This is a genomic window from Amycolatopsis sp. NPDC043887 (genome assembly GCF_056435665.1).
Genome location: NZ_JBWKEB010000009.1, coordinates 235351 through 260151, shown reverse-complemented (window position 1 = coordinate 260151; position 24801 = coordinate 235351). Strand labels below are relative to the sequence as shown.

The following is a 24801-nucleotide window of genomic DNA, read 5'->3' as shown; positions in this document are numbered from 1 at the left end:
CCGGTGAGTAAGCAAAACAGTCCAGGAGGACATTCCAGTGGCGAAGGCGAAATTCGAGCGGACCAAGCCGCACGTCAACATCGGGACCATCGGTCACGTCGACCACGGTAAGACCACTCTGACCGCGGCGATCACCAAGGTTCTGCACGACAAGTACCCCGAGCTGAACACCGCTTCGGCGTTCGACCAGATCGACAACGCGCCGGAAGAGAAGCAGCGCGGTATCACGATCAACATCTCGCACGTCGAGTACCAGACCGAGAAGCGTCACTACGCCCACGTGGACGCCCCCGGTCACGCGGACTACATCAAGAACATGATCACCGGTGCGGCGCAGATGGACGGCGCGATCCTCGTGGTCGCGGCGACCGACGGCCCGATGCCGCAGACCCGTGAGCACGTGCTGCTCGCGAAGCAGGTCGGCGTGCCCTACATCGTGGTCGCGCTGAACAAGGCCGACATGGTCGACGACGAGGAGATCCTGGAGCTCGTCGAGCTCGAGGTCCGCGAGCTGCTGTCCTCCCAGGACTTCCCGGGTGACGACGCTCCGGTCATCAAGGTCTCCGGCCTGAAGGCCCTCGAGGGCGACGCCAAGTGGGGCGAGAGCGTTCTCGAGCTGATGGAAGCCGTCGACGAGAACGTGCCGGACCCGGTGCGCGAGCTCGACAAGCCGTTCCTGATGCCGATCGAAGACGTCTTCACGATCACCGGCCGTGGCACGGTCGTGACCGGCCGTATCGAGCGTGGCCGCGTCAACGTGAACGAAGAGGTCGAGATCGTCGGCATCAAGGAGAAGTCGACCAAGACCACCGTCACCGGTGTCGAGATGTTCCGCAAGCTGCTCGACCAGGGTGAGGCCGGCGACAACGTCGGTCTGCTGGTCCGCGGTATCAAGCGCGAGGACGTCGAGCGCGGCCAGGTCGTCGTGAAGCCGGGCACCACCACCCCGCACACGGAGTTCGAGGGCTCGGTCTACATCCTGTCGAAGGACGAGGGTGGCCGTCACACCCCGTTCTTCAACAACTACCGCCCGCAGTTCTACTTCCGTACCACGGACGTGACCGGCGTCGTCACCCTCAAGGAAGGTGTCGAGATGGTCATGCCGGGCGACAACACGGACATCAGCGTTGTGCTGATCCAGCCGGTCGCCATGGACGAGGGTCTGCGTTTCGCCATCCGTGAGGGTGGACGGACCGTGGGCGCCGGCCAGGTCACCAAGATCATCAAGTGATTTAACGCCGACCCGGGGGTCTGATACACCCCCGGGTTCAAGGCGTCAAATCACGTGTGCGACACTATTCAGGTTGCTCGTCCTGGGGCGGCCGAACTCGTACTTCTTCGGAAAACGGGTTCCGGCCGCCCTGGTATGAGCGGCCACGGTCCGCGGAGCACTTCCTTCGGGTGAGGCTAGCGGGCAAGGGCGTTTGAGACGGCGATCAAGCATTTCCGCCGGCTCGATGCCTCCTCACGTTGAGGAAGACCAGGCAAGACGAAGATCCCGCGGGATCCGTCTGTGCGTCGGGCTCGACACGCCCGACCGCGTGGACCGGGGACAGGGCCGTTGAACTGGGAAAACCTCAGTCAGACTGAGGTTTGAAAAGACAAAAGCGGCACGAGACGACAAGGAACGAGCAGCCACCATGGCGGGACAGAAGATCCGCATCCGGCTCAAGGCCTACGACCACGAGGCGATCGACACCTCGGCGCGCAAGATCGTCGAGACGGTCACGCGCACCGGCGCCCGTGTTGTCGGGCCGGTGCCGCTGCCCACCGAGAAGAACGTTTACTGCGTCATCCGCTCGCCGCACAAGTACAAGGACTCGCGCGAGCACTTCGAGATGCGCACGCACAAGCGTCTGATCGACATCCTCGACCCGACGCCGAAGACGGTCGACGCGCTCATGCGCATCGACCTGCCGGCGAGCGTCGACGTCAACATCCAGTAGCAGCGGCTGGCGAGCGGCGGAGAGTAAGAGACTCATGTCTGACAGGCAAGTGAAGGGCATCCTGGGCACCAAGCTCGGCATGACCCAGGTCTTCGACGAGAACAACCGGGTCGTCCCGGTGACCGTCGTCCAGGCCGGGCCGAACGTGGTCACCCAGGTTCGGACCCAGGAGAACGACGGCTACAGGGCCGTGCAGCTGGCTTTCGGCGCGGTCGACCCGCGCCGGGTGAACAAGCCGCGCACCGGCCACTTCGACAAGGCGAGCGTGACCCCGCGTCGTTACCTTGCGGAGCTGCGTACCACCGACGCCGAGACCTACGAGGTCGGCCAGGAGATCACCGCCGAGGTGTTCGAGGCCGGTATCGAGGTCGACGTGACCGGTACCAGCAAGGGCAAGGGCTACGCCGGTGTCATGAAGCGTCACGGCTTCAAGGGCCAGGGCGCGAGCCACGGTGCCCAGGCCGTGCACCGCAAGCCCGGCTCGATCGGTGGCTGCGCCACCCCGGGCCGTGTCTTCAAGGGCCTGCGCATGGCGGGCCGGATGGGCAACGACCGGGTCACCACGCAGAACCTGACCGTGCACGCGGTGCGTGCCGAGGACGGCCTGCTGCTGATCAAGGGCGCCGTGCCCGGTCCCAAGGGCGGCCTGCTGTTCGTTCGCAGCGCCGCGAAGGGTGGTAACTGAACATGACCAGCGTCGAGCTGAAGACCCCGGCCGGTAAAGCCGACGGCACGGTCGAGCTCCCCTCGGAGATCTTCGACGTGCAGGCCAACGTGCCCCTCATGCACCAGGTCGTGGTGGCCCAGCTGGCCGCCGCCCGCCAGGGCACGCATGACACCAAGACCCGCGGTGAAGTCCGCGGTGGTGGCAAGAAGCCGTACCGCCAGAAGGGCACCGGCCGCGCCCGCCAGGGTTCGACCCGTGCGCCGCAGTTCGTCGGCGGTGGTGTCGTCCACGGCCCCACGCCGCGCGACTACACCCAGCGGACCCCGAAGAAGATGAAGGCCGCCGCTCTGCGTGGCGCCCTCTCCGACCGGGCCCGTGCCGGACAGTTGCACGTCATCACCGAACTGGTGACCGGCGAGAAGCCGTCCACCAAGTCCGCCAAGGCCGCCATCGCCGCGGTGACCCAGGCCAAGCGCGTTCTCGTGGTGCTGCACCGCGACGACGAGCTGGGCTGGAACTCCGTGCGCAACCTGGCCGAGGTCCACATCATCACGCCCGACCAGCTCAACACCTACGACGTGTTGGTCAACGACGACGTGGTGTTCACCAAGGCCGCTTACGACGTGTTCGTCGCCGGCCCCGTCCGGGGCAAGGGCGCGAAGGCTTCGGCTCGGTCGAGCGAGGTTGAAGGGAGTGACGAGCAGTGAGTGCGATCGCCATCCCCGATCCCCGCGACATCTTGCTCGCGCCGGTGATCTCCGAGAAGTCCTACGGGCTGCTCGAGGACCACAAGTACACGTTCATCGTCCGCCCGGACGCCAACAAGACCCAGATCAAGATCGCGGTCGAGAAGGTGTTCGGCGTCAAGGTGGTCAGCGTCAACACGGCCAACCGCCAGGGCAAGCGTAAGCGGACTCGCGCCGGCTTCGGCAAGCGCAAGGACACCAAGCGCGCCATCGTGACTCTTTCGGCTGAGAGCAAGCCGATCGAGATCTTCGGCGGACCCACCGCGTAAAGGACTGAGCTGACACATGGGCATCCGCAAGTACAAGCCGACGACCCCGGGTCGTCGCGGTTCCAGCGTCTCCGACTTCGCCGAGATCACTCGGTCCACCCCGGAGAAGTCGCTGCTGCGTCCGCTGAGCAAGTCCGGCGGCCGTAACTCCAGCGGCAAGATCACCACCCGGCACAAGGGTGGTGGCCACAAGCGTGCGTACCGGCTGATCGACTTCCGCCGGAACGACAAGGACGGCGTTCCCGCCAAGGTCGCGCACATCGAGTACGACCCCAACCGGTCCGCTCGTATCGCGCTGCTGCACTACGCCGACGGCGAGAAGCGCTACATCATCGCCCCGGAGAAGCTCAAGCAGGGTGACACGGTCGAGAACGGCCCCCGTGCCGACATCAAGCCGGGTAACAACCTGCCGCTGCGCAACATCCCGGTCGGCACCGTGATCCACGCGATCGAGCTCCGCCCCGGTGGCGGCGCGAAGATGGCGCGGTCCGCCGGTGCCAAGGTGCAGCTGGTGGCGAAGGACGGGCCGTACGCCCAGCTTCGTCTCCCGTCGGGCGAGATCCGCAACGTCGACGTGCGCAACCGCGCCACCATCGGCGAGGTCGGCAACTCCGAGCACTCCAACATCAACTGGGGCAAGGCGGGCCGTAACCGCTGGCGCGGCAAGCGCCCCACCGTCCGTGGTGTCGTCATGAACCCGGTCGACCACCCGCACGGTGGTGGTGAGGGTAAGACCTCCGGTGGCCGCCACCCGGTGAACCCGAACGGAAAGCCCGAAGGCCGCACCCGCCGCCGCAAGGCCTCCGACGCCATGATCGTCCGCCGCCGGCGTACCGGCAAGAAGCGCTGAGCAGGGAGGTAGAAGAACATGCCACGTAGCCTCAAAAAGGGCCCCTTCGTGGACGACCACCTGCTCAAGAAGGTGGACGCTCTCAACGAGTCGGGCAAGAAGACCGTGATCAAGACGTGGTCGCGTCGCTCCACGATCATCCCGGATTTCCTGGGTCACACGATCGCTGTGCACGACGGCCGCAAGCACGTCCCGGTGTTCGTCACCGAGGCGATGGTGGGTCACAAGTTGGGCGAATTCGCGCCGACTCGGACCTTCAAGGGCCACATCAAGGACGACCGCAAGTCGCGCCGCCGCTGAGCGGGCACGAGAGAACAAGGAAGCTAGCGATGAACGCCCAGAACGACGTGGCCGAGGCTCTGCCGACGGCTTACGCGCGGGCTCGCTTCGTCCGGGACTCGCCTACCAAGGTGCGCCGGGTGATCGAGCTGATCAAGGGACGTAGCGCCGCCGACGCCTTGGCCGTGCTCCAGTTCGCCCCGCAGGCGGCAAGCGAGCCGGTCGCGAAGGTGCTCGCCAGCGCCGTGGCCAACGCCGAAAACAACCTCGATCTCGACCCGGACACCCTCTGGGTCAAGAACGCCTACGCCGACGAGGGCCCGACCCTCAAGCGCATCCGTCCGCGGGCCCAGGGCCGCGCGTACCGGATCCGCAAGCGGACCAGCCACATCACCGTCGAGGTGGAGTCGCGTCCGAAGGCCGAGGCCAAGAAGGCACAGGGCAAGAAGAAGGCAGGTGGCCGGTAGTGGGCCAGAAGATCAACCCGCACGGCTTCCGCCTGGGTATCACCACGGACTGGAAGTCGCGTTGGTACGCCGACAAGCAGTACGCGGAGTACGTGGCCGAGGACGTCAAGATCCGGAAGCTGCTGTCCACGGGCATGGAGCGCGCCGGGATCTCCAAGGTCGAGATCGAGCGCACCCGTGACCGGGTCCGCGTCGACATCCACACCGCCCGGCCGGGCATCGTCATCGGCCGTCGCGGCGCGGAGGCCGACCGCATCCGCGGCGCGCTGGAGAAGCTGACCGCCAAGCAGGTCCAGCTGAACATCCTCGAGGTCAAGAACCCCGAGGCCGACGCCCAGCTCGTCGCTCAGGGTGTCGCGGAGCAGCTGAGCAACCGTGTGGCGTTCCGCCGCGCGATGCGCAAGGCGATCCAGACCTCCATGCGTTCGCCGCAGGTCAAGGGCATCCGCGTGCAGTGCGGCGGTCGTCTCGGCGGTGCCGAGATGTCCCGCTCCGAGCACTACCGCGATGGCCGCGTCCCGCTGCACACGCTGCGTGCCGACATCGACTACGGCTTCTTCGAGGCCAAGACGACGTTCGGTCGCATCGGCGTGAAGGTGTGGATCTACAAGGGCGAGCTCGTGGGTGGCCTCAAGGCCAAGGAGGCGCGTGACGCCGCCGCGGCCGCCGAGCGTGCCCCGCGCCGTGACCGTGGTGACCGTCCGTCCCGACCGCGCCGTTCCGGCTCGTCGGGCACGACGCCGACCTCGACCGAAGCCGGTCGGGCTGCCGCCGCCGCCAAGAGCGACGACGCCGCCCCCGCGGCCACCGAGGCCCCGGCTGCTGAGACTGCAGAAAAGACGGAGGGCTGACACGTGCTCATCCCGCGCAGGGTCAAGCACCGGAAGCAGCACTCCCCGAAGCGCCACGGTGCCGCCAAGGGCGGTACGAAGGTGAACTTCGGCGAGTACGGCATCCAGGCGCTTGAGCACAGCTACGTGACCAACCGGCAGATCGAGTCCGCTCGTATCGCCATGACGCGTCACATCAAGCGTGGCGGCAAGGTGTGGACGACCATCTACCCGGACCGCCCGCTGACCAAGAAGCCGGCGGAAACCCGCATGGGTTCCGGTAAGGGTTCGCCCGAGTGGTGGATCGCCAACGTGAAGCCGGGCCGCGTGATGTTCGAGATCTCGTTCCCGAACGAGGAGACCGCCCGCGAGGCGCTCCGTCGCGCGATCCACAAGCTGCCCATGAAGTGCCGCATCGTGACCCGTGAAGGTGGTGAGTTCTGATGGCGAAGGCAGGTGCCGCCCAGGCATCGGAGCTGCGTGAGCTCACCGCGGAAGAGCTCGTTCTGCGTCTGAAGGAATACAAGGAGGAGCTCTTCAACCTCCGCTTCCAGATGGCGACCGGACAGCTCGACAACAACCGCCGTCTGCGCACCGTCCGTACGGACATCGCGCGGATCTACACGGTCATGCGCGAGCGTGAACTCGGCCTGTCCGTTTCCCCTGACGCCGAGAGTGAAGGTGCCGCATGAGCGAGCAGCCCAACGCTGAGGCGGCCCCCCGCAACGACCGCAAGGTCCGTGAGGGTTACGTCGTCTCGGACAAGATGAACAAGACGATCGTGGTCGAGCTCGAAGACCGCAAGAAGCACCGTCGTTACGCCAAGGTTCTCCGCAGCACCAGCAAGGTCAAGGTGCACGACGAGAACAACGAGGCGGGCGTGGGCGACCGGGTCACCCTGATGGAGACCCGCCCGCTGTCGGCGACCAAGCGCTGGCGTCTGGTGCAGATCGTGGAGAAGGCCAAGTAAGTAGGGCTCTCTGAGTCCCTTAGTTCCGCAAGGCTCGCGGCTGAAACATCGAAAGATGAACGCGAGAACCAGCGCGACATACAGGAGTAGACGTGATCCAGCAGGAGTCGCGGCTTCGGGTTGCCGACAACACGGGCGCGAAGGAAATCCTTTGCATCCGCGTTCTCGGTGGCTCGGGGCGGCGCTACGCGGGCATCGGCGACATCATCGTCGCCACCGTGAAGGACGCCATGCCGGCCGCCGGCGTGAAGAAGGGTGACGTCGTCAAGGCGGTCATCGTTCGCACGCGCAAGGAGCGCCGTCGTCCGGACGGTTCTTACATCCGCTTCGACGAGAACGCTGCTGTGCTCATCAAGAACGACAATGAGCCCCGCGGCACCCGCATCTTCGGGCCGGTCGGCCGCGAGCTGCGCGACCGAAAGTTCATGAAGATCATTTCGCTCGCGCCGGAGGTGTTGTAGAGCATGAAGGTGAAGAAGGGCGACACGGTCGTCGTCATCGCCGGCAAGGACAAGGGTGCCAAGGGCAAGGTCATCCAGGCCTACCCCGAGCGCGAGCGCGTGCTGGTCGAGGGCGTGAACCGGATCAAGAAGCACACGCGGATCTCCCAGACCCAGCGCGGCGCGCAGTCCGGCGGCATCGTCACGCAGGAAGCGCCCATCCACGTCTCGAACGTGATGGTCGTCGACTCCGACGGCAAGCCGACCCGGGTGGGCTACCGCATCGGCGAGGACGGCAAGAAGGTCCGGGTCTCGCGCCGGAACGGTAAGGACATCTGATCATGACCACCGCAGAGAAGATCGCCCCGCGCCTCAAGGTGCGGTACCGCGAGGAGATCAAGGGGCAGCTCCAGCAGGAGTTCTCCTTCGAGAACGTCCACCAGATCCCGGGCGTCGTCAAGGTCGTCGTGAACATGGGTGTCGGTGACGCCGCCCGTGACAGCAAGCTGATCGAAGGCGCCATCCGCGACCTGGCCGCGATCACCGGGCAGAAGCCCGAGGTTCGCAAGGCTCGTAAGTCCATCGCGCAGTTCAAGCTGCGTGAGGGCCAGCCGATCGGTGCGCGCGTCACGCTGCGCGGCGACCGGATGTGGGAGTTCCTCGACCGGCTGCTGACCATCGCGCTGCCGCGTATCCGTGACTTCCGCGGGCTTTCGCCGAAGCAGTTCGACGGCAACGGCAACTACACGTTCGGTCTCAACGAGCAGTCCATGTTCCACGAGATCGACCCGGACGCCATCGACCGCCCGCGCGGTATGGACGTCACTGTCGTCACCACCGCCAACACCGACGACGAGGGCCGCGCGCTGCTTCGCAAGCTCGGCTTCCCGTTCAAGGAGAACTGAGTCGATGGCCAAGAAAGCACTGGTCCACAAGGCCGCGAAGACGCCGAAGTTCAAGGTTCGCGGTTACACGCGTTGCCAGCGGTGCGGTCGCCCGCACTCGGTGTTCCGCAAGTTCGGGCTCTGCCGGATCTGCCTTCGCGAGATGGCACACGCGGGCGAGCTGCCCGGCGTCCGCAAGTCCAGCTGGTAAGAGTCTTTTTTTAACTCCCACTTCGCCACAGGCCCTGCACGTACCGCAGGGAACCAGGGCGAGAAAGGTTGACAGGTCACCATGACGATGACCGACCCCATCGCAGACTTCTTGACCCGTCTGCGTAACGCGAACTCGGCGTACCACGACGAGGTCGTGCTTCCCCACTCGAAGATCAAGGCGAACATCGCCGAGATCCTCAAGCGCGAGGGTTACATCTCGGGCTACCGCGATGAGCCGGGCGAGAAGCACAAGAACCTCGTCGTGGAGCTGAAGTACGGCCCCAACCGTGAGCGCAGCATCGCCGGCCTCCGCCGCGTGTCCAAGCCCGGCCTGCGGGTCTACGCAAAATCGACCGAACTGCCGTCGGTTCTCGGTGGCCTCGGCGTCGCGATCATCTCGACGTCGTCCGGCCTCCAGACCGACCGTCAGGCCAAGCGAAACAGCGTGGGCGGCGAAGTCCTCGCCTACGTCTGGTAAGGAAGGGGGCAAAGACATGTCACGCATTGGAAAGCTGCCGGTCGCCGTCCCCTCCGGGGTCGAGGTGACCATCGAAGGTCAGCAGATCAAGGTCAAGGGGCCCAAGGGCACCCTTGAGCACACCATCGCCGAGCCGATCACCGTCGAGAAGGCCGAGAACGGCACGCTCGAGGTGAAGCGTCCCGACGAGGAGCGCACCAGCCGTGCCCTGCACGGTCTCACCCGGACGCTGGTCAACAACCTCGTCGTCGGTGTGACCGAGGGCTACGAGAAGAAGCTCGAGATCCACGGTGTCGGTTACCGCGTGCAGGCCAAGGGCTCGGACCTCGAGTTCGCCCTCGGCTACAGCCACCCGGTGAAGATCGAGGCCCCGGAAGGCATCACCTTCAAGGTCGAGACCCCCACCCGGTTCTCGGTCTCGGGCATCGACAAGCAGAAGGTCGGCCAGATCGCCGCGGTCATCCGCAAGCTGCGCCGCCCGGACCCGTACAAGGGCAAGGGCCTGCGCTACGAGGGTGAGAAGATCCGCCGCAAGGTCGGAAAGACGGGTAAGTGATCATGAGCGACACGACTACGAAGCGCAAGCCGGTCGGCAAGGACATCTCGACCCGCCGCCGCGTCGCGAAGGCCCGTCGGCACTTCCGCCTTCGCAAGAAGATCAACGGCACGGACCAGCGTCCGCGCCTGGTCGTCAAGCGTTCGTCGCGGCACATCGCCGTGCAGCTGATCGACGACCTCGCCGGCAAGACCCTGGCGTCGGCGTCCACCCTCGAGGCGGACGTCCGCGCGCTGGAAGGCGACAAGAAGGCCAAGGCCGCCAAGGTCGGGGAACTCGTCGCCGCCCGCGCCAAGAACGCCGGTGTCTCGACCGTGGTGTTCGACCGTGGTGGCAACGCCTACCACGGCCGCATCGCGGCGCTCGCCGACGCCGCGCGTGAGGCGGGGTTGGAGTTCTGATGCAGCAGATGCTCGTGAATGGAAGGAAAGCCTGATGCCGGGACGTACACGGCAATTCGGCGGTGGCCAGGGTGGACCCGGCGGGCAGGGCGGCAACGACCGCAATGACCGTCGCGACCGCCGTGACCGGCGCGACAGCGGCCGTGGCGGGGCCGGCCAGGAAAAGACCCCGCACCTCGAGAAGGTCGTGACGATCAACCGCGTCGCCAAGGTCGTCAAGGGTGGTCGTCGCTTCAGCTTCACCGCCCTGGTGGTCGTCGGTGACGGCGACGGTCAGGTCGGCGTCGGCTACGGCAAGGCCAAGGAAGTTCCCGCGGCCATCGCCAAGGGCGTCGAGGAAGCGAAGAAGAACTTCTTCCGCGTTCCCCGCGTCGCCGGCACCATCCCCCACCCGATCCAGGGTGAGGAAGCCGCCGGTGTCGTGCTGCTCCGTCCGGCTTCGGCCGGTACCGGTGTCATCGCCGGTGGCCCGGTGCGCGCGGTGCTGGAGTGCGCGGGTGTCCACGACGTGCTGTCGAAGTCGCTCGGCTCCGACAACGCGATCAACATCGTGCACGCGACCGTGGCGGCCCTGAAGGGGCTGCAGCGTCCCGAAGAGGTCGCGGCCCGCCGCGGTCTCCCGCTCGAGGACGTCGCGCCGGCTCGGATGCTGCGCCAGCGCGCGGGCCAGGGGGTCTGACATGACTCAGCTCAAGGTGACCCAGGTCAAGAGCAAGATCGGCACGAAGCACGCTCACCGCGAGTCGCTGCGCACCCTCGGGCTGCGCAAGATCCGCCAGAGCGTCGTGCGTGATGACACTCCCGAGGTGCGCGGCCTTATCCACACCGTCCGCCACCTGGTGGAGGTCGAGGAGGTCAAGGCATGACTGCCATCAAGATCCACCACCTTCGTCCGGCTCCGGGCGCGAAGCGCGACAAGATCCGCGTCGGCCGTGGTGAGGGCTCGAAGGGCAAGACCGCCGGTCGCGGTACCAAGGGCACCAAGGCCCGGAAGAACGTGCCCGCCGGTTTCGAGGGTGGGCAGATGCCCATCCACATGCGGCTGCCGAAGCTGCGCGGCTTCAAGAACCGGTTCCGCACCGAGTACCAGCCGGTGAACGTGGGCGACATCGCCCGCGTCTTCCCGGAGGGTGGCAAGGTCGGCGCCGAGGAGCTCGTCGCGAACGGTCTGGTCCGCAAGGGCAAGCTCGTGAAGGTGCTCGGCAACGGCGACGTGAACGGCGTCAAGCTGGACGTCACCGCCGACGCTTTCTCCGGCTCCGCCAAGGAGAAGCTCTCCGCCGCCGGTGGCTCCGCCACCACGCTCTGAGCTTTCTTCGCTCGCTTCACCGAAAGGCCCGCCCGGCTCCGCCCGGCGGGCCTTTCGCTTGCGCTCGGCCGACCTGCGTTTCGCGGGCTAATCGCGATCTGGCCCGTTCCGCCCCGCCCTCCCACCGACCTGCGTTTAGCCCCCTGATCGCGATCCGGGCGGCGGGCACCTGGGCGACCGCCAGATCGCGATTAGGGGGCTAAACGCAGGTCGGCCACTGCGGCCGCGAGCGTGGCGGAGGGGTGCCTGAGCTGGAAGGATCGTGAGGTGGCCGTACCTCCCGGGCAGGACCCGCAGCTCTTCCAGCAGCCGGACGCCCCGCCGATCGTCGTGTCGGTTTCCGGCTCCATGGATCCCTTAGTGGAGCCGGCGCGATCTGGCAGGCTCGAGCCCCGCAGACTGGTCGCGGCGGGCTTGGCCGCTCTGGCTCTGGTCCTGACCCTCGTAGGCTGCCTCTTCCCGCTCTTCAAGACCGAGCATCGGTTCGCCTTCGACGCCAGCGAACAGCTCCTGATCGTGTTCGTGCAGAGCGCGTGGGACACGACGGCGACACAGACCAACGAACCTGCTTTCACCACGTCGACGTCCCCTCTCGGTATCCCGCTCCTGGTCGCCGCAGTGCTCCTTCTGGCGGCCACGATCGTCAGTACGCGGGCAGCCGGGCGTCTACGCCCGGGTGCAATGGACAGGTGGGTCACCACCATCGCGGCAGTGTTCCTCGCCGGCGTCGTCAGCAGCATCGCCACGCTGAGCGGCGGGCGCCAGCTGGGAGAAGACGTCAAGGTGACCCTGACACTCGAAGCGGGTATGTGGGCCCTCTTCGCCGCGGTCGTCGCCGCAGTGAGTGCGGCGGTCATGAGCCACCGCGTCCAGGACGAAGACGTCCCGATGAGTGGCGACTCGGCTCTCACGGAAATGCCCACACCGAAGGACGGCATCTCCATGACGGTGCTCCCACCGGAGCCTCCGGACTATTCAGCCTTCGCGCCGCCGCCGGACCCCGGCGCGAAAGAGCGCGATTAGCCCGCTAAACGCGCTCGCGGTCGCCGATACGGTAGGGGAGGAGGTGGCCGATGACTTGGGCGGTGGTCTTTTTCGGAGCGGGCGGTCCTCGTGGCTTTTACGCCAGGGGCGAACAATCTGCTCGGCATGCACCACGGCATGACACAGGGGGCCTGGAAAGGGCTCGCCGGACTGTTAGGCCGATTGGCCGCATTCACGGTGCTGATCACGGCCGTCGCCGCCGGACTTGGACGGCTCCTCGCGGCTTCGGAGCTTGCACTCACAGTGATCAAATGGGCTGGCGTCGCCTATCTGGTCTGGATCGGCGGGCGCCTGCTGTGGTCGACGTTCCGTGCCGGCGGCACCGCGCTGGTCCAGGCGCCGCGAGGCACTGAATCCGTACCCGCGCTCCGGATCGCGAGGAAGGAATTCGTCGTCGCGATCACGAATCCGAAGGCGATCCTCATCTTCACGGCGTTCGTACCTCAGTTCATCGACGCAGCTCACGGCTCCTTTCCTGCCCAGATCGCGATTCTCGGCGGCGTCTACCTGCTCGCCGAGTTCGTGGCGGGCGCGACCTACGTCTGTGCGGGCGCGCTCGTGAAGTCGCTCCGGTTGTCCCGCCGGGCGACTCGGAACGTCGACCGCGGCACCGGCGTCGTGCTCCTCGGCATGGCGGGCGCGCTCGCCACTTCGGGCTCCTGATCACGGTGCGTTCAGCGGGCTAAGTGCGATCCGGCGGCCGGAAAAGTGAGGGACGGCAGGGCGATCTGTCAAGGTTCCGGAGCGAGAAGCGGCAGTCGATCAACCCCGCGGACCAACCTTCGTCCGGAAAACCCACACGCACTGCGGACACGCCCCGTGAAGCTGTTAGAGTCGGCGACGCGCTTCGGGACGAGTGTGCCCCGAAGCGTTCCTGGCTTGTGCCAGAAAGCTGTGTGTTCCCGCCGGCCCCAGGCCGGCCAAGCCGATCGTCGGTAAGACAGCCGACGACGCCGAGGAGGTTCCCCGCGTGCTCAGCGCCTTCCGCTCGGCTCTAGCGACGCCGGATCTACGTAAGAAGATCCTGTTCACGCTAGCCATCGTCGCGGTCTACCGAATCGGTGCCACCATCCCGGCCCCGGGCATCTCGTATTCCGCCGTGCAGCAATGCACGGAGACCGGGTCGCAGGAGGGCGTCTATCAGCTGCTGAACCTGTTCAGTGGCGGTGCGCTGCTGCAGCTGTCGCTGTTCTCGACCGGCATCATGCCGTACATCACGGCGAGCATCATCGTCCAGCTCCTCACCGTGGTCATCCCGCGGTTCGAGGAACTGAAGAAAGAAGGCCAAGCCGGCCAGGGCAAGCTGACCCAGTACACCCGGTACCTGACGATCGCCCTCGCGATCCTGCAGGCGACCGGTGTGGTGGCACTCGCCGACCGCAAGCAGCTCTTCCCGCAGTGCGACACCGCGATCATCCCGGACAACAGCGTCTACACGCTGGCCATCATCGTCATCACGATGACCGCCGGTACCGCCGTCATGATGTGGCTGGGTGAGCTGATCACCGAGCGCGGCGTCGGCAACGGCATGTCCGTCCTCATCTTCCTGAACATCGCGGCCCGCATTCCGATCGAGGGTGGCAACATCCTCAGCAGCGCCGGCCCGGTGGTCTTCACCCTGATCTGTGTGTTCGGCCTGGTGATCATCGCCAGCGTCATCTTCGTCGAGCAGGGCCAGCGCCGGATCCCGGTGCAGTACGCCAAGCGCATGATCGGCCGCCGCATGTACGGCGGGACCTCGACCTACCTGCCGATCAAGGTGAACCAGGCCGGTGTCATCCCGGTCATCTTCGCCTCGTCGCTGCTCTACCTGCCGGACCTGATCAGCCGCCTCGTCGGCGACGCCAACAGCAACGCGGGCTGGCAGGTCTTCATCCAGAACTACATCGTCAACCAGTCCAGCTGGGCGCACGTCCTGCTGTACTTCGCGTTGATCATCTTCTTCACGTACTTCTACATCACGATCACGTTCAACGTGGACGAGCGTGCGGAAGAAATGAAGAAGTTCGGTGGCTTCATCCCGGGTATCCGCCCGGGCCGACCCACCGCGGAGTACCTCAGCTACGTCCTCGGCCGGATCACCCTGCCGGGCTCGCTGTACCTGGGCATCATCGCGATCCTTCCGAACTTCTTCCTGTCCGTCACCGGCAGCGGGAACAACCAGAACTTCCCGTTCGGCGGCACGGCTGTGCTGATCATGGTCGGTGTCGGTCTCGACACCGTGAAGCAGATCGAAAGCCAGCTGATGCAACGTAACTACGAAGGGTTCTTGAAGTGACGCGCCTGGTTCTCGTTGGCCCTCCTGGCGCGGGCAAAGGTACTCAGGCGGTAGCACTGTCGGAGAAGCTCCGGATCCCGCACATCTCGACCGGCGATCTGTTCCGCGCCCACGTGGGCGAGCAGACGCCGCTGGGCCAGGAAGCCAAGCGCTACCTGGATTCCGGCGAACTCGTGCCCGACTCGGTCACGAACGAGATGGTGCGCGAGCGCCTCGCCGAACCCGACGCCAAGGTCGGTTTCCTGCTCGACGGGTTCCCCCGGAACACGAAGCAGGCCGACGTCCTCGGTGAGATCCTCGGCGAGGTCGACGCCAAGCTCAACGCGGTCATCCAGCTCCAGGTCTCGGAAGACGTCGTCGTCGATCGGCTGCTGTCCCGCGGCCGTTCGGACGACACCGAAGAGGTCATCCGCCGCCGTCAGCAGATCTACGTGTCCGAGACCGCTCCGTTGCTCGAGTACTACTCGGACATCCTGGTCAGGGTCGACGGCGTCGGCTCGGTCGACGAGATCTCCGCCCGCGTGCTGGAAGCGCTGCGCGACCGCACGTGAATCTCGGAGGACTGCGTGTACTGCAACGGCTTCGTCGTGGGCGCATGATCGAAATCAAGACCCCTGGCGAGCTTCAGGCGATGCGGGCCGCCGGCCTGGTCGTCTGGCGCACCCTCACCGCAGTGCGTGAGCTCGCCAAGCCGGGGGTGACCACGGCCGATCTCGACGAACTCGCCGAGCAGACGATCCGTGACGCGGGCGCGGTACCCTCGTTCAAGGGGTACCACGGCTTCCCGGCGTCGATCTGCGCTTCGGTGAACGAGCAGATCGTGCACGGCATCCCGTCGAAGACCCAGGTCTTGAACGACGGTGACATCATCTCGGTGGACTGCGGCGCCATCCTCGACGGCTGGCATGGCGACTCCGCGGTCACCCTCGCGATCGGCGAGGTGTCGAAGGCGGATCTCGCGCTCTCGGCCGCCACCGAGGCGGCGATGTGGGCAGGGATCGCCGCGGTGTCGTCCGGTGGAAGGCTCACGGACATCTCGCACGCGGTGCAGACCGCGGCCGAGAAGGCCGGCCGGGAAGACGGCGTCGAGTACGGGATGATCGTCGAGTACGGCGGCCACGGCATCGGGCGCCAGATGCATATGGACCCGTTCCTGCCGAACCTGGGCAAACCGGGCAAGGGGCCGCGGCTCAAGGCCGGCATGGCGCTCGCGATCGAACCCATGCTGACCGGTGGTGGCGGGGAGACCGTCGAGCTCGAGGACGGCTGGACCGTCGTGACCGCAGACGGCTCGCGGGCCTCGCACTGGGAGCACACCGTCGCGATCACCGACGACGGCCCGTGGGTGCTGACCGCCCCCGAAGACGCCTGACCTCCCCCTTCACTCTCCAGATCGCGTTTAGCCCGCTAAACGCAAGTGCGCCCCCGGATCGCAGTTAGGCCGCTAAACGCAAGTGCGTCCGCTGGCCGGCGGAGCGCCCGGGCCTTCCGCCGAGGCGTCCGCGCGCTGGCACCATCGGGTGCACCTCGCCCGCCGAATGCCGCAGGTCACGGACCCGCCGGATCGCGTTTAGCCCGCTAAACGCAGGTCGGCGAGGGCGTACGATGGGGAAGGCCGCATCAGGCGGGCTCAAGGGGTCACCTAACACAGTCACCCCCGTTTGGGGCTCGCGACACGGGTTGCGTACACTGTCAAGTCGGTGTACTCATCGCGCCCGGATCCTGCGCGCTCGTGAATTCTCGCGAACGGACATTGGACCCGGGCAGGAGTGTGCCGATGCACCACCCAGCCAAGCACTCAAGCTTTGACTGATCACACAGTGTAGCGACAGGAAATGCGGAGGACATGGGCAAGAAAGACGGGGCCATCGAGGTCGAAGGCCGCGTAGTCGAGCCGCTCCCCAACGCGATGTTCCGCGTCGAGTTGGAGAACGGCCACAAGGTCCTTGCACACATCAGCGGCAAGATGCGGCAGCACTACATCCGCATCCTGCCCGAGGACAGGGTTGTCGTGGAGCTCTCGCCCTACGACTTGTCACGTGGTCGCATCGTCTACCGCTACAAGTGATCACGACGAGTTAGCACAAGCAGGAGAGCAGGAGACGTGAAGGTCCAGCCGAGCGTCAAGAAGATCTGCGACAAGTGCAAGGTGATCCGCCGTCACGGCCGGATCATGGTGATCTGCGAAAACCTGCGGCACAAGCAGCGGCAGGGCTGATCACTCGCACTCGTACAGAGTGGATTGACGGCTACACAATCTCCCCGCACCTGCCGGGCCGTGCGAACGGCCCGGTTCACCCCCGGACTTCAGGCCGGGGCCGGGACACCCGAAGCGCAAGCCGAGGGCACGACAGGCGAGTCGGTCCCGGGACCGGACGGGGAGCAGACCTGAAGATGAATTCTATGAAGGAGCATCAACGCCAATGGCACGACTCGCTGGCGTAGACCTCCCCCGCGAAAAGCGGTTGGAGATCGCGCTGACCTACATCTACGGCATCGGCCGTACCCGCTCGAAGCAGCTCATCGCGGCTGCCGAGCTCAACGCGGACACTCGCGTCAAGGATCTGAGCGATGACGACCTCGCCAAGCTGCGGGTCTACATCGAGGAGAACTTCAAGGTCGAGGGTGACCTTCGCCGCGAGGTGAACGCCGACATCCGTCGGAAGATCGAGATCGGGTGCTACGAGGGCCTTCGCTGGCGCCGCGGACTTCCCGTCCGTGGTCAGCGCACCAAGACGAACGCCCGCACCCGTAAGGGTCCGAAGAAGACGGTCGCCGGCAAGAAGAAGGCTGGCAAGAAGTGAGCGTCCAGGGCAAGAAGGTCGTGCAGATGGGCGGCGTCCGCCGTCGTGGCTCGGCTTGTGTCTCGCCCAAGGCGCTCTACGCCCGCCCGATGGCGCTCCGCAACCTGTACACCGACGCCGGTTCGATCATCCGGCGCGGACAGGCCGAAGCGGTCGCCGCTCACCAAGAGAACGCGCGCTAACAGGAGAACCCTCAAAACATGCCACCGAAGTCTCGTACTGCGGCGGGGGCCAAGAAGGTCCGCCGTAAGGAAAAGAAGAATGTCGCGCACGGTCACGCGCACATCAAGAGCACCTTCAACAACACCATCGTCTCGATCACGGACCCGACCGGTGCCGTGATCGCGTGGGCGTCGAGTGGTCACGTGGGCTTCAAGGGCTCGCGTAAGTCCACCCCGTTCGCCGCGCAGATGGCCGCCGAGAACGCCGCCCGCAAGGCTGCCGAGCACGGCATGAAGAAGGTCGACGTTTTCGTGAAGGGCCCGGGTTCGGGCCGCGAGACGGCGATCCGCTCGCTGCAGGCGGCCGGCCTCGAGGTCGGCACCATCCAGGACGTGACCCCGCAGCCTCACAACGGCTGCCGCCCGCCCAAGCGGCGCCGGGTCTGAGGAACGGGGAGGAGTAAGAAGAAATGGCTCGTTACACCGGCCCCGCGACGCGTATTTCGCGTCGCCTCAAGGTTGACCTCATCGGCGGCGACCAGGCTTTCGAGCGTCGCCCCTACCCGCCGGGCCAGCACGGCCGCGGGCGCATCAAGGAGTCCGAGTACCTCCTGCAGTCGCAGGAGAAGCAGAAGGCTCGCTACACCTACGGCGTTCTCGAGCGTCAGTTCGTCCGGTACTACAAGGAAGCCGTCCGGCGTCCGGGTAAGACCGGTGAGAACCTGCTGCAGATCCTCGAGTCCCGGCTGGACAACGTGATCTACCGCGCCGGCATCGCCCGCACCCGCCGTCAGGCGCGTCAGCTGGTGAGCCACGGCCACTTCCTGGTCAACGGCGTCAAGGTCAACGTCCCGTCCTACCAGGTCACGAAGTGGGACATCATCGACGTGCGGCCGAAGTCGTTCGCGATGCTGCCCTTCGTCGCGGCCAAGGAGTCTTTCGGCGAGCGTCCCGTTCCCGCGTGGCTCCAGGTCGTTCCGTCCAACCTCCGTGTGCTGGTCCACCAGCTCCCGGAGCGCGCTCAGATCGATGTTCCGGTCCAGGAACAGCTGATCGTCGAGCTCTACTCGAAGTGATCCACATCGGGCCGGGGTTTCCCCGGCCCGATGTGGGCACGGGCGGCGGCGCCCGGAGTGCGCCGCCGCTTCGCCATCCCTTTCGGTGTCATATGGCGGGCGCCGTTTGGAAAGGAATTAGGAAAGATGCTGATTTCCCAGCGACCGGCTCTCGGCGAAGAGACGGTCAACGAGACCCGCTCCCGGTTCACCATCGAACCGCTGGAGCCCGGCTTCGGCTACACGCTCGGCAACTCGCTGCGGCGCACGCTGCTGTCGTCCATTCCTGGCGCGGCCGTGACGAGCATCCGCATCGACGGCGTGCTGCACGAGTTCACCACCGTTCCCGGGGTGAAGGAAGACGTCACCGACATCATCCTGAACCTCAAGGAGCTCGTGGTCTCCTCGGAAGAGGACGAGCCGGTCACCATGTACCTGCGCAAGCAGGGCCCCGGTGAGGTCACCGCCGCCGACATCGTGCCCCCGGCCGGTGTCACCGTGCACAACCCGGATCTGCACATCGCGTCGCTGAACGGCAAGGGCAAGCTCGAGATCGAGCTCGTCGTCGAGCGCGGCCGCGGTTACGTTCCGGCCCTGCAGAACAAGCAGGCGGGCGCGGAGATCGGCCGGATCCCGGTCGACTCCATCTACTCCCCGGTGCTGAAGGTGACCTACAAGGTCGAGGCGACCCGTGTCGAGCAGCGCACCGACTTCGACAAGCTGATCCTGGACGTGGAGACGAAGCCGTCGATCACGCCGCGGGACGCTGTCGCGTCGGCCGGTAAGACGCTGGTGGAGCTGTTCGGTCTCGCGCGCGAGCTGAACGTCGACGCCGAAGGCATCGAGATCGGCCCGTCGCCGCAGGAGGCGGACACCATCGCCGCCTACGCGATGCCGATCGAGGACCTGGACCTCACCGTCCGGTCGTACAACTGCCTCAAGCGCGAGGGCATCCACACCGTCGGCGAACTGGTCTCGCGCAGCGAGGCCGACCTGCTGGACATCCGCAACTTCGGTGCGAAGTCGATCGACGAGGTCAAGCTCAAGCTCGTCGGTCTCGGCCTCGCGCTGAAGGACAGCCCGCCCGGGTTCGACCCCACCGCGGCCGCGGCCAGCTACGACGGTGAAGGCTGGTCCGAGGGCGTCGACAGCATCACGGACGGAATTTCGGACAACGGCCACGACGATGGCCAGGACTACGCAGAGACGGAGCAGCTGTAAGGCCAGCTTCGGCTCCCTCACCGGTAGGGGTGGGGGAGCCCCGGCCTCCAGCTGTGAGCTGAACGAGGAGAACCGATGCCCACCCCCACAAAGGGACCCCGTCTCGGCGGGTCGCCCGCGCACGAACGGCTGATCCTGGCCAACCTGGCCACCCAGCTGTTCGAGCACGGCAAGATCACGACGACCGAGGCGAAGGCCCGGCGGGTGCGCCCGCTGGCCGAGAAGCTGATCACGAAGGCGAAGCGGGGCGACCTGCACAACCGTCGTCAGATCCAGCGCATCGTGCGCGACAAGGACGTCGTGCACAAGCTGATCGCCGAGATCGGTCCGTTCTTCGCGGAGCGTCCGGGTGGCTACACCCGGATCACCAAGACGATGGCGCGCAAGGGCGACAACGCCCCCATGGCCGTCATCGAGCTGGTGGCCGAGAAGACCGTCACCGCCGAGGCCGAGGCCGCGCGCAAGACGAAGTTCGCCAAGGACGAGCCGAAGGCTTCCGCCCCGGCCGCCGAGGAGACCACCGAGGCCACTGAGGCTGCCGACACGGCCGCCACCGAGGTTCCGGAGGCCACCGAGGCTCCCACCGCCGACGAGGCCGCTGAGGCCCCCGTCGCGGACGCGGACAGCAAGAAGGACTGACGTCCTGACGGCACCGAACACCCCGGACGAGCCCGCCACTCCCACCGCGGAGGGCGGGCTCGTTCGTCTGCGTCTGGACATCGCCTACGACGGCACCGATTTCTCGGGCTGGGCGCGGCAGCCCGGGCGGCGGACGGTGCAAGGAGTCCTTGAAGAGGCGCTCGCGAAGCAGCCTCCAGGAGCCTCGGTCCCGAAGTCCGTCGTCGTTGCCGGCCGCACCGATGCCGGTGTGCACGCGGCCGGCCAGGTGGTCCACGTCGACGTGTCGCCTTTAGGGGGCAAAACGCGATCCGGTCGCCTGGAAGTGGACGAGCAGGGCATTCCTGAGCTGGGCCGGATGCGTCACCGCTGGAATCGGTATCTGCCGGGCGACGTGCGGGTGCTGGATGCCCGGGTCGCGGCGCCTGGGTTCGACGCGCGGTTCTCGGCCGTGCGGCGGCATTACCTATACCGCGTTTCGGACGCGCCGTGGGGCGTGGATCCGTTGCGACGTCACGACACTCTGGCCTGGGGCCGTCCGCTCTCGATCGAAGCGATGAACGAGGCGTCGGCGGCTCTCATAGGGCTTCAGGACTTTGCGGCCTTCTGCAAGCAGCGTGAGGGCGGGACGACCATCCGCGAGCTGCAGCGGCTCGAATGGCGGCGAACCGGACCGCACGCGGTCGAGGTCGCGGTCTCCGCAGACGCTTTCTGTCATTCGATGGTGCGCAGTCTGGTGGGGGCGCTGCTCTTGGTCGGTGACGGCCGCCGTCCACTGGGCTGGCCCGGTGACGTCCTGGAGAGCCGGACGCGCGACAGCGCCGTGGCTCCCGCGCACGGCCTGACGTTGATGGCGGTCGACTACCCGCCGGACGCCGACCTCGCCTCGCGTGCCGATCAAACGCGCGCCATGCGCACTCCCTCCTGACCCGGGCGCGGCGCGGTTAGCGGGCTAAACGCGCCGCGGCGGCGGGCTCGCCAGACGGCCTCGACGATGCCTTTGAAGTCGTTCGCCAGGTCTTCCGCGGTGACGATGACGAAACGCCAGCCTTCGGCCTCCACGCGTCTTCGGCGTTTGCGATCGTGGGCTCGTTGTTTCGCTGTGTTGTGCCATCGGCCGTCGTATTCGACGGCGACCTTGAACTTCTCGTCCCCCAGGTCGAGGCGGGCGAGGAAATGACCGGTTCGGGCGATGACCTCGAGTTGAGGTGTCGCCGTAATGCCGCCGGCGGCCAGCACGATGCGGAGCTCCGATTCCGGAGGTGACTCCGCGCGAGGATCGGACAGTCGTAAAGCATGTCTGGCCAAGCGGATTCCCCTGTTGCGGCGGCCGTAGAACTCCCTGTTGAGATGCAGATCGGTCAGGCTCTCGGCTCTCATGAACTGATCGAGATCCGGCACGCCGATACGTAGCCGTCGCACCCAGCCGGATTTGCGGGGAGAAAGCCGAAGCAGCAGATCCAGCGCGATCCGGCTTTTCCGCGCGATGCGAATGCCGTTCCACGGCCTCGATTCTTCGGGTTTGACCTCGGTACGCCGGACCTTGATGCCGACTATCGGGCCGAAGCGGTATTTCTCCGGTACGACCATCTCGACCGGATCGCTGGGTTTGGCCAGTTCGACGCCTTGAACTGTCGCGGCAGATCGCCCGGTCAGCACCGCTTCGGGAGGCGCCAGCAACGCGGCTCCTCGGCAACGCAACTCATGCGTGACCTCGACATCTGCGCGGGTGTAGACGTCCTGGAACAGCCGCCGGACGCTCGAGCCGCGTAGCTGGCTGGCCGTGATGAGGCCCGCCTTGCGCGCCTCCGAGCCGCGGAAGACGTCGGGAAGATGAGATGAATCGAAGGGTTTGGTCATGGCGACACAGTGATCGACATGACCGACAACCCATGGCTGTGACCGTCTATTCGAGGGTGCTTTATCCACAACCCCCTGCCTATCCACAGCCGGCGCGATCACCCCTTGACGGACACACCCCACGCCCCGGATCGCGTTTAGCGGCCTAACCGTGACGCGGGCGGACGCAAAACGGGGGCACCGTCCGAAGAGGACAGTGCCCCCGCAGAGCACGATTAGCCCGCTAAAGTCGACGCGGGCGGCTTAGTCGCCGCGGCGCACAGGGCCCAGGATCTGCTGCTCTTTCGCCGTGGTGACCAGGCGAAGAGGGCGCCAGAGGTTTCGGCCCAGAGCGACGACCTGGTCGTCCTTCAACGTCGTGAGCTGCTTCATCATCTGGGGCGGGAGCCGCCAGATCCGGGCGGCCAGCTCGGCCTGTCCTGGCGGGAGCCGCTGCATCAGCACCAGGTCGGCCGCGTTCGCGGTCGCCCCGGCCTGCGGGTGCAGGTACGGCAGCACGTAGATCGTCGTCTGCCACGGCGACCGCGGCGGGAACAGGTCCTGCGGCGTCGGGCCACCATCGGTCACCACGAGCAGCGGCGCGTCCTCGGAGGGCCGCGGAAGGTCCACCGGCGACAGCCGCCGGATCTGCACCAGCGGCGAAGGCCTGCCGTTGGGCTGGTTCCCCGCGGCCTGGGGGAGCACCTGCCACGCGGCCGGTCGCCCGGTCGCCACGACGACCCACGCCCCGACCGCCATCGCCCGCAGCGCCACCTGGCGAGCCAGGTAGAGACCACCGACGAGCACGATCCGGGTCGGAGTCGAGCGCAGCGCGGAGATCGTCAGCGGCTCGCCCTTGAGCCCGGAGCCGAGGACGATCCCGCCGCGATCACCCGAAGGGCTGATCGCGTCCAGCATCGCCGGGTCGACGGTGAATTCCGGGGCGACACCGGCGCTCTGGCCTGCGTCGCGCATGCGGGTGCTCATGCCGTGCCTCCGATCGGCAAAGTCGCGGAGAACCCGGAGATCTGCAGACCGCGCAGCGGCGTCAGCGTCACACCCAGCCGGTCCGAGATGCCCTGCAGCCGCTGGTCGGCCGCGTCCAGTTCCCGCGGGTTCCGCGCGCTCAGGCGAACGATTCCCCGCAGGCCGATCTTGCCTTCGTCCGCGGACGGCGAGATCGACATCGCCACCGTCGCCGACAGCGCGCGGACACTGGTCAGCGCGTTCAAGCTGCCGCTGATCTTGCCCTTCGGCCAGCTGGTGATGGCGTAGCTCGCGTGTCCGATACCGGCAGCGGTGACGCCGGTCCAGCGTTCCTGCAGACCGACCTTCCCCTGTGAACCGGCGACCGCGGTGAGTTCCGCGGCCGAAATGCTGGACCGCAGCAGCTCGTCCGGGTCGAGCGGCCGCGTCGGCACACCCTGCGATTCCAAGGCGTTGCGCACCCGCGAGAGCGCGCCGATCAGGGCGCGATGCGCACCCACGACGCCGCCGCCACGTTCGCGGATGGCGGCGGGGCACCGGCGCGGGTCGAGCCTGATGGCGACCCACGTCGTCCGCCGCGCCGCCGCGGGAAGCGGGCCGAGCACCTCCATGTAGGAGCTGAGGGCAGGCGAGTCCGACGGAAGCGCGGCGCTGCCCGGGTAGCAGTGCCAGATCATCTGGATCGAGTCGAGGACCACACCGCGGTCTTCGAGGCACGGCGCGAGCGCGGACAGCGGCAGGCTCGGTGCGCCACCCGCCTGGGTGATCAGCGCGGGCGCGGGCTCGACGAGCAGGACGGCGGTCCACGTCCCGTCGTTCCACGCGATGCCGACCTGCTGGCGTTCGTGGTCCACGCCGTGCGCGACGACGAGATCGGGAACGGCGAGGCGAAGCAGGTTCACGCGGGCGTCGTCGGGACCGGTGACCGCGTCCTCTTCGGCCGCGAGCGACTCGATGCTGCTCGGCGGAAGCGGATTCGCCACCCGATCGTGCGAACGGAACGTGTACCGCATGGTGAGTCCAGCCCATTGGGTGAACCAGCGGCCGCCCCAGCGCAGGAACGCGATGACGATCGCGAACGCGAGCACGCCGATCGCGACGTACTTGAGCTTCATGTCGATCGCGAGCAGGACCAGGCCGATCGCGAGCCCGAGTTCGAGCACGACCAGGTTCGCCACGGGCAGCGGGCCGAGGTTGATCCCGCCGGTCCGGCGTCGAGCGGGCGCGGCGATCCGTACCGCCGGAGCAGGCGGAGGACCGGACTGCGGGCCGGGGCCGCCGGACGGAGGACCGCCCGGGCCACCTGGCCCTCCGGGCCCACCGGGACCTCCAGGTCCGCCGGGGCCCTTGGGCCCTCCTGGGCCGCCAGGACCCTGTGGTCCGCCAGGCCCTCCAGAGCCACCTGGGCCCCCGGGACCGCGAGGAACACCGGGACCTCCCGGGCCTCCGGCCGGGCCGCCCGGACCACCCGGTCTGCCGGGCCTTGGCG

Annotated in this window: 39 protein-coding genes; 36 read left to right on the top strand and 3 right to left on the bottom strand. The window is 66.9% G+C overall.

Going from position 1 to position 24801, the window contains the following annotated elements:
• The first annotated feature begins 37 nt into the window (after positions 1–37).
• The 36 genes from tuf (at position 38) to truA (ending at position 21414) form a co-directional block, all read left to right on the top strand.
• Positions 38–1231, top strand: coding sequence for an elongation factor Tu (gene tuf, locus AC069H_RS25135; RefSeq protein ID WP_007031035.1), 1194 nt, complete (start codon positions 38–40; stop codon positions 1229–1231).
• 409 nt (positions 1232–1640) lie between these two features.
• Positions 1641–1946 (top strand): 30S ribosomal protein S10, encoded by a 306-nt coding sequence (gene rpsJ, locus AC069H_RS25130; RefSeq protein ID WP_003102098.1) that lies wholly within the window; start codon positions 1641–1643, stop codon positions 1944–1946.
• Positions 1947–1980: 34 nt separating this feature from the next.
• Positions 1981–2631, top strand: coding sequence for a 50S ribosomal protein L3 (gene rplC / locus AC069H_RS25125; protein ID WP_478233989.1), 651 nt, complete (start codon positions 1981–1983; stop codon positions 2629–2631).
• A 2-nt stretch (positions 2632–2633) separates the two neighbouring features.
• Positions 2634–3320 (top strand): 50S ribosomal protein L4, encoded by a 687-nt coding sequence (rplD, locus tag AC069H_RS25120; protein ID WP_192747829.1) that lies wholly within the window; start codon positions 2634–2636, stop codon positions 3318–3320.
• On the top strand, positions 3317–3628 hold the full coding sequence (gene rplW, locus AC069H_RS25115) for a 50S ribosomal protein L23 (protein ID WP_005166778.1): 312 nt from the start codon (positions 3317–3319) through the stop codon (positions 3626–3628). The genes rplD and rplW overlap by 4 nt, the downstream gene beginning before the upstream one ends.
• A 16-nt stretch (positions 3629–3644) precedes the next feature.
• Positions 3645–4478 carry a 50S ribosomal protein L2 gene (gene rplB, locus AC069H_RS25110; protein ID WP_005166779.1) on the top strand — a complete coding sequence of 278 codons (834 nt, stop codon included), beginning with the start codon at positions 3645–3647 and terminating at the stop codon, positions 4476–4478.
• 18 nt (positions 4479–4496) lie between these two features.
• Positions 4497–4778 (top strand): 30S ribosomal protein S19, encoded by a 282-nt coding sequence (rpsS, locus tag AC069H_RS25105; RefSeq protein WP_003102083.1) that lies wholly within the window; start codon positions 4497–4499, stop codon positions 4776–4778.
• A gap of 29 nt (positions 4779–4807) precedes the next feature.
• Positions 4808–5224, top strand: a complete 417-nt coding sequence (rplV, locus tag AC069H_RS25100; protein ID WP_005166780.1) for a 50S ribosomal protein L22 — start codon at positions 4808–4810, stop codon at positions 5222–5224.
• On the top strand, positions 5224–6075 hold the full coding sequence (gene rpsC / locus AC069H_RS25095) for a 30S ribosomal protein S3 (RefSeq protein WP_340684758.1): 852 nt from the start codon (positions 5224–5226) through the stop codon (positions 6073–6075). The genes rplV and rpsC overlap by 1 nt, the downstream gene beginning before the upstream one ends.
• Positions 6076–6078: 3 nt before the next feature.
• Positions 6079–6498 (top strand): 50S ribosomal protein L16, encoded by a 420-nt coding sequence (gene rplP / locus AC069H_RS25090; protein ID WP_005166782.1) that lies wholly within the window; start codon positions 6079–6081, stop codon positions 6496–6498.
• Positions 6498–6746, top strand: coding sequence for a 50S ribosomal protein L29 (rpmC, locus tag AC069H_RS25085; RefSeq protein ID WP_007031040.1), 249 nt, complete (start codon positions 6498–6500; stop codon positions 6744–6746). Before rplP ends, rpmC begins: the two co-directional genes overlap by 1 nt.
• Positions 6743–7024, top strand: a complete 282-nt coding sequence (gene rpsQ, locus AC069H_RS25080) for a 30S ribosomal protein S17 (protein WP_007031041.1) — start codon at positions 6743–6745, stop codon at positions 7022–7024. The genes rpmC and rpsQ overlap by 4 nt, the downstream gene beginning before the upstream one ends.
• Before the next feature lie 92 nt (positions 7025–7116).
• The gene (gene rplN, locus AC069H_RS25075) at positions 7117–7485 is read left to right on the top strand and encodes a 50S ribosomal protein L14 (RefSeq protein ID WP_005166785.1); all 369 of its coding nucleotides are present in this window, start codon (positions 7117–7119) and stop codon (positions 7483–7485) included.
• A 3-nt stretch (positions 7486–7488) separates the two neighbouring features.
• Complete coding sequence (rplX, locus tag AC069H_RS25070) at positions 7489–7803, top strand: 50S ribosomal protein L24 (protein ID WP_005166786.1); 315 nt, start codon at positions 7489–7491, stop codon at positions 7801–7803.
• Positions 7804–7805: 2 nt separating this feature from the next.
• Complete coding sequence (gene rplE / locus AC069H_RS25065) at positions 7806–8369, top strand: 50S ribosomal protein L5 (protein ID WP_007031042.1); 564 nt, start codon at positions 7806–7808, stop codon at positions 8367–8369.
• A gap of 4 nt (positions 8370–8373) precedes the next feature.
• A complete protein-coding gene (locus AC069H_RS25060; RefSeq protein WP_005166789.1) occupies positions 8374–8559 on the top strand; it encodes a type Z 30S ribosomal protein S14 in 186 nt (61 codons plus the stop codon).
• Positions 8560–8640: 81 nt separating this feature from the next.
• Positions 8641–9039: a 30S ribosomal protein S8 gene (gene rpsH, locus AC069H_RS25055; protein ID WP_007031043.1), complete on the top strand. Its 399-nt coding sequence runs from the start codon at positions 8641–8643 to the stop codon at positions 9037–9039.
• 16 nt (positions 9040–9055) lie between these two features.
• Positions 9056–9595 carry a 50S ribosomal protein L6 gene (gene rplF / locus AC069H_RS25050; RefSeq protein WP_034304256.1) on the top strand — a complete coding sequence of 180 codons (540 nt, stop codon included), beginning with the start codon at positions 9056–9058 and terminating at the stop codon, positions 9593–9595.
• Positions 9596–9597: 2 nt separating this feature from the next.
• Entirely contained in the window at positions 9598–9996 is a 399-nt protein-coding gene (gene rplR, locus AC069H_RS25045; protein ID WP_007031045.1) for a 50S ribosomal protein L18, read from the top strand.
• 34 nt (positions 9997–10030) lie between these two features.
• On the top strand, positions 10031–10675 hold the full coding sequence (rpsE, locus tag AC069H_RS25040; RefSeq protein ID WP_007031046.1) for a 30S ribosomal protein S5: 645 nt from the start codon (positions 10031–10033) through the stop codon (positions 10673–10675).
• 1 nt (position 10676) lies between these two features.
• Positions 10677–10862, top strand: coding sequence for a 50S ribosomal protein L30 (rpmD, locus tag AC069H_RS25035; RefSeq protein WP_007031047.1), 186 nt, complete (start codon positions 10677–10679; stop codon positions 10860–10862).
• The gene (gene rplO / locus AC069H_RS25030) at positions 10859–11305 is read left to right on the top strand and encodes a 50S ribosomal protein L15 (RefSeq protein WP_034304258.1); all 447 of its coding nucleotides are present in this window, start codon (positions 10859–10861) and stop codon (positions 11303–11305) included. Before rpmD ends, rplO begins: the two co-directional genes overlap by 4 nt.
• A 267-nt stretch (positions 11306–11572) precedes the next feature.
• On the top strand, positions 11573–12328 hold the full coding sequence (locus AC069H_RS25025) for a hypothetical protein (RefSeq protein WP_478233988.1): 756 nt from the start codon (positions 11573–11575) through the stop codon (positions 12326–12328).
• Between the two features lie 126 nt (positions 12329–12454).
• Positions 12455–13012, top strand: coding sequence for a LysE family translocator (locus AC069H_RS25020; RefSeq protein WP_478234056.1), 558 nt, complete (start codon positions 12455–12457; stop codon positions 13010–13012).
• A gap of 307 nt (positions 13013–13319) precedes the next feature.
• Positions 13320–14627 (top strand): preprotein translocase subunit SecY, encoded by a 1308-nt coding sequence (gene secY, locus AC069H_RS25015; RefSeq protein ID WP_034304262.1) that lies wholly within the window; start codon positions 13320–13322, stop codon positions 14625–14627.
• Positions 14624–15178, top strand: coding sequence for an adenylate kinase (locus AC069H_RS25010; protein WP_034304263.1), 555 nt, complete (start codon positions 14624–14626; stop codon positions 15176–15178). The genes secY and AC069H_RS25010 overlap by 4 nt, the downstream gene beginning before the upstream one ends.
• Before the next feature lie 44 nt (positions 15179–15222).
• On the top strand, positions 15223–15999 hold the full coding sequence (gene map, locus AC069H_RS25005; protein WP_478233987.1) for a type I methionyl aminopeptidase: 777 nt from the start codon (positions 15223–15225) through the stop codon (positions 15997–15999).
• A gap of 474 nt (positions 16000–16473) precedes the next feature.
• Positions 16474–16695 carry a translation initiation factor IF-1 gene (gene infA, locus AC069H_RS25000; RefSeq protein WP_005166804.1) on the top strand — a complete coding sequence of 74 codons (222 nt, stop codon included), beginning with the start codon at positions 16474–16476 and terminating at the stop codon, positions 16693–16695.
• A gap of 36 nt (positions 16696–16731) precedes the next feature.
• Entirely contained in the window at positions 16732–16845 is a 114-nt protein-coding gene (gene rpmJ, locus AC069H_RS24995; protein WP_004558882.1) for a 50S ribosomal protein L36, read from the top strand.
• A 205-nt stretch (positions 16846–17050) separates the two neighbouring features.
• Complete coding sequence (rpsM, locus tag AC069H_RS24990; RefSeq protein WP_005166805.1) at positions 17051–17431, top strand: 30S ribosomal protein S13; 381 nt, start codon at positions 17051–17053, stop codon at positions 17429–17431.
• On the top strand, positions 17428–17613 hold the full coding sequence (locus tag AC069H_RS24985; RefSeq protein WP_034304268.1) for a hypothetical protein: 186 nt from the start codon (positions 17428–17430) through the stop codon (positions 17611–17613). The genes rpsM and AC069H_RS24985 overlap by 4 nt, the downstream gene beginning before the upstream one ends.
• Before the next feature lie 18 nt (positions 17614–17631).
• Entirely contained in the window at positions 17632–18039 is a 408-nt protein-coding gene (gene rpsK, locus AC069H_RS24980) for a 30S ribosomal protein S11 (protein WP_004558885.1), read from the top strand.
• A 23-nt stretch (positions 18040–18062) separates the two neighbouring features.
• Positions 18063–18668 carry a 30S ribosomal protein S4 gene (rpsD, locus tag AC069H_RS24975; protein WP_007031054.1) on the top strand — a complete coding sequence of 202 codons (606 nt, stop codon included), beginning with the start codon at positions 18063–18065 and terminating at the stop codon, positions 18666–18668.
• A 126-nt stretch (positions 18669–18794) separates the two neighbouring features.
• The gene (locus tag AC069H_RS24970; RefSeq protein ID WP_005166811.1) at positions 18795–19868 is read left to right on the top strand and encodes a DNA-directed RNA polymerase subunit alpha; all 1074 of its coding nucleotides are present in this window, start codon (positions 18795–18797) and stop codon (positions 19866–19868) included.
• A gap of 75 nt (positions 19869–19943) precedes the next feature.
• Positions 19944–20507 (top strand): 50S ribosomal protein L17, encoded by a 564-nt coding sequence (gene rplQ, locus AC069H_RS24965; protein ID WP_478233986.1) that lies wholly within the window; start codon positions 19944–19946, stop codon positions 20505–20507.
• Between the two features lie 73 nt (positions 20508–20580).
• Positions 20581–21414, top strand: a complete 834-nt coding sequence (gene truA, locus AC069H_RS24960; RefSeq protein ID WP_478234055.1) for a tRNA pseudouridine(38-40) synthase TruA — start codon at positions 20581–20583, stop codon at positions 21412–21414.
• On the opposite strand, the gene AC069H_RS24955 is transcribed toward truA, so the two are convergent.
• The 3 genes from AC069H_RS24955 to eccE form a co-directional block, all read right to left on the bottom strand.
• A complete protein-coding gene (locus AC069H_RS24955; RefSeq protein WP_478233985.1) occupies positions 21384–22346 on the bottom strand; it encodes an endonuclease domain-containing protein in 963 nt (320 codons plus the stop codon). The two genes, truA and AC069H_RS24955, sit on opposite strands and share 31 nt — an antisense overlap.
• 243 nt (positions 22347–22589) lie before the next feature.
• Positions 22590–23312 (bottom strand): hypothetical protein, encoded by a 723-nt coding sequence (locus AC069H_RS24950; RefSeq protein ID WP_034304279.1) that lies wholly within the window; start codon positions 23310–23312, stop codon positions 22590–22592.
• On the bottom strand, positions 23309–24490 hold the full coding sequence (gene eccE / locus AC069H_RS24945) for a type VII secretion protein EccE (RefSeq protein ID WP_478224972.1): 1182 nt from the start codon (positions 24488–24490) through the stop codon (positions 23309–23311). Before eccE ends, AC069H_RS24950 begins: the two co-directional genes overlap by 4 nt.
• Positions 24491–24801 lie beyond the last annotated feature (311 nt).

Coding starts and splice junctions, on each gene's coding strand:
- rplF (WP_034304256.1), top strand. CDS start 9,056: ATGTCACGCATTGGAAAGCTGCCGGTCGCCGTCCCCTCCGGGGTCGAG.
- rplD (WP_192747829.1), top strand. CDS start 2,634: ATGACCAGCGTCGAGCTGAAGACCCCGGCCGGTAAAGCCGACGGCACG.
- rpsS (WP_003102083.1), top strand. CDS start 4,497: ATGCCACGTAGCCTCAAAAAGGGCCCCTTCGTGGACGACCACCTGCTC.
- rpsK (WP_004558885.1), top strand. CDS start 17,632: ATGCCACCGAAGTCTCGTACTGCGGCGGGGGCCAAGAAGGTCCGCCGT.
- rpsJ (WP_003102098.1), top strand. CDS start 1,641: ATGGCGGGACAGAAGATCCGCATCCGGCTCAAGGCCTACGACCACGAG.
- AC069H_RS24950 (WP_034304279.1), bottom strand. CDS start 23,312: ATGAGCACCCGCATGCGCGACGCAGGCCAGAGCGCCGGTGTCGCCCCG.
- rpsH (WP_007031043.1), top strand. CDS start 8,641: ATGACGATGACCGACCCCATCGCAGACTTCTTGACCCGTCTGCGTAAC.
- rplQ (WP_478233986.1), top strand. CDS start 19,944: ATGCCCACCCCCACAAAGGGACCCCGTCTCGGCGGGTCGCCCGCGCAC.
- rplR (WP_007031045.1), top strand. CDS start 9,598: ATGAGCGACACGACTACGAAGCGCAAGCCGGTCGGCAAGGACATCTCG.
- rplB (WP_005166779.1), top strand. CDS start 3,645: ATGGGCATCCGCAAGTACAAGCCGACGACCCCGGGTCGTCGCGGTTCC.
- AC069H_RS25020 (WP_478234056.1), top strand. CDS start 12,455: ATGCACCACGGCATGACACAGGGGGCCTGGAAAGGGCTCGCCGGACTG.
- infA (WP_005166804.1), top strand. CDS start 16,474: ATGGGCAAGAAAGACGGGGCCATCGAGGTCGAAGGCCGCGTAGTCGAG.
- map (WP_478233987.1), top strand. CDS start 15,223: ATGATCGAAATCAAGACCCCTGGCGAGCTTCAGGCGATGCGGGCCGCC.
- rpsD (WP_007031054.1), top strand. CDS start 18,063: ATGGCTCGTTACACCGGCCCCGCGACGCGTATTTCGCGTCGCCTCAAG.
- AC069H_RS25060 (WP_005166789.1), top strand. CDS start 8,374: ATGGCCAAGAAAGCACTGGTCCACAAGGCCGCGAAGACGCCGAAGTTC.
- rplV (WP_005166780.1), top strand. CDS start 4,808: ATGAACGCCCAGAACGACGTGGCCGAGGCTCTGCCGACGGCTTACGCG.
- rpsQ (WP_007031041.1), top strand. CDS start 6,743: ATGAGCGAGCAGCCCAACGCTGAGGCGGCCCCCCGCAACGACCGCAAG.
- AC069H_RS24970 (WP_005166811.1), top strand. CDS start 18,795: ATGCTGATTTCCCAGCGACCGGCTCTCGGCGAAGAGACGGTCAACGAG.
- rpmD (WP_007031047.1), top strand. CDS start 10,677: ATGACTCAGCTCAAGGTGACCCAGGTCAAGAGCAAGATCGGCACGAAG.
- rpmC (WP_007031040.1), top strand. CDS start 6,498: ATGGCGAAGGCAGGTGCCGCCCAGGCATCGGAGCTGCGTGAGCTCACC.
- AC069H_RS24955 (WP_478233985.1), bottom strand. CDS start 22,346: ATGACCAAACCCTTCGATTCATCTCATCTTCCCGACGTCTTCCGCGGC.
- rplE (WP_007031042.1), top strand. CDS start 7,806: ATGACCACCGCAGAGAAGATCGCCCCGCGCCTCAAGGTGCGGTACCGC.
- rpsM (WP_005166805.1), top strand. CDS start 17,051: ATGGCACGACTCGCTGGCGTAGACCTCCCCCGCGAAAAGCGGTTGGAG.
- rpsE (WP_007031046.1), top strand. CDS start 10,031: ATGCCGGGACGTACACGGCAATTCGGCGGTGGCCAGGGTGGACCCGGC.
- rplO (WP_034304258.1), top strand. CDS start 10,859: ATGACTGCCATCAAGATCCACCACCTTCGTCCGGCTCCGGGCGCGAAG.
- rplC (WP_478233989.1), top strand. CDS start 1,981: ATGTCTGACAGGCAAGTGAAGGGCATCCTGGGCACCAAGCTCGGCATG.
- rplX (WP_005166786.1), top strand. CDS start 7,489: ATGAAGGTGAAGAAGGGCGACACGGTCGTCGTCATCGCCGGCAAGGAC.